At 56.8% G+C, this 491-nt stretch carries 1 protein-coding gene; it reads left to right on the top strand.

Features of this window, described 5'->3' with window-relative positions; genetic code table 11:
* The coding region (locus H261_RS23025; protein ID WP_008622974.1) for a recombinase family protein at positions 1-412 on the top strand (412 nt) is incomplete at its 5' end.
* Between the last annotated feature and the right edge of the window lie 79 nt (positions 413-491).

Genomic DNA, 491 nt, shown 5'->3' with positions numbered 1-491 from the left:
TCGGCTCGAACCCAGTGACGTCTTGGTGGTCACCAAGCTTGACCGTTTAGGCCGCAATGCCATGGATGTCAGTGGCACCGTCGCCACGCTGGCCGAAATAGGAGTCCGGGTGCACTGTCTGGCCCTCGGCGGTGTAGATCTGACGAGTTCCACCGGCAAACTGACGATGCACGTCATCAATGCCGTGGCAGAGTTTGAGCGCGACCTATTGATCGAACGGACGCAATCGGGCCTCTCTCGGGCCAAAGCCGAGGGCAAGACGCTCGGAAGACCCACGAGCCTTACGGATGATCAGCGCAGGGCTGTTGAGCAACGCCTGGGAGATGGAATCAGTGTGTCCACGGTGGCGCGGGAATTCAAAACTAGCCGACAGACAATCATGCGCGTCAGAGATGCAATTTCTCCTTCCTGATTTTTGGCCTCCAAAATCATTCGTTCCTGTTTCGTGCGACCTTAGCGTACAAGGAATGCACTTTCGTTAGGTGACCCCC

This window comes from Paramagnetospirillum caucaseum, from assembly GCF_000342045.1.
In the GTDB taxonomy this organism is placed as follows: domain Bacteria; phylum Pseudomonadota; class Alphaproteobacteria; order Rhodospirillales; family Magnetospirillaceae; genus Phaeospirillum; species Phaeospirillum caucaseum.
This window is presented reverse-complemented; position numbering and strand designations above follow the sequence as displayed.